Genomic DNA, 510 nt, shown 5'->3' with positions numbered 1-510 from the left:
TCAGTGAAAAAAGGAGACATCATGAAAGTGAATCTGCAGGACAAGCGGGCCCTGAAAGTGGCCACGACCGCGCTGGCGGGGGCCGTGCTGGCCGCATGCGGTGGTGGATCATCCCTTCCCACCAACGAGCTTCCCAAAGGCGTGTCGCAGGTGAGCGCCACGGTGTACCCCGCGACCACGGTGGGCAAGGGCGACACTGCCGCCACGCAGGACCTGCTGACCGGGGGCATCGGCAAGACGGGCCTGGGCGGCGCTACGCCTGCCTATGTCGATCCCGCCAACCCCACGGCGGCCGAACTGCGCCGCAACGCGCTGTATTCCAATTACCGCGGCATCCTGGATTACTCGGCCAATGGCGGCTATGGCACGCTGTACGGCCCCAACGTCACCACGGCCGGTGTTGTCACGGCCAGCGAGGGTTTGATTCCCGGCCGTGAACACGTGGCGGTGCTCGACGATGGCTCGGGCCGCAAGCGCACCGTGATCGCGGTGCAGGTGCCCGACAGCTTC

The 510-nt window shown here is 66.3% G+C and carries 1 protein-coding gene; it reads left to right on the top strand.

Annotated elements, in window-relative coordinates; genetic code table 11:
• Positions 1-21 precede the first annotated feature (21 nt).
• A partial coding sequence (locus tag B2J89_RS21650; RefSeq protein ID WP_240965117.1) for a D-(-)-3-hydroxybutyrate oligomer hydrolase occupies positions 22-510 on the top strand: 489 nt, incomplete at its 3' end.

It is taken from the genome of Acidovorax sp. SRB_24 (assembly GCF_012931925.1).
This window is presented reverse-complemented; position numbering and strand designations above follow the sequence as displayed.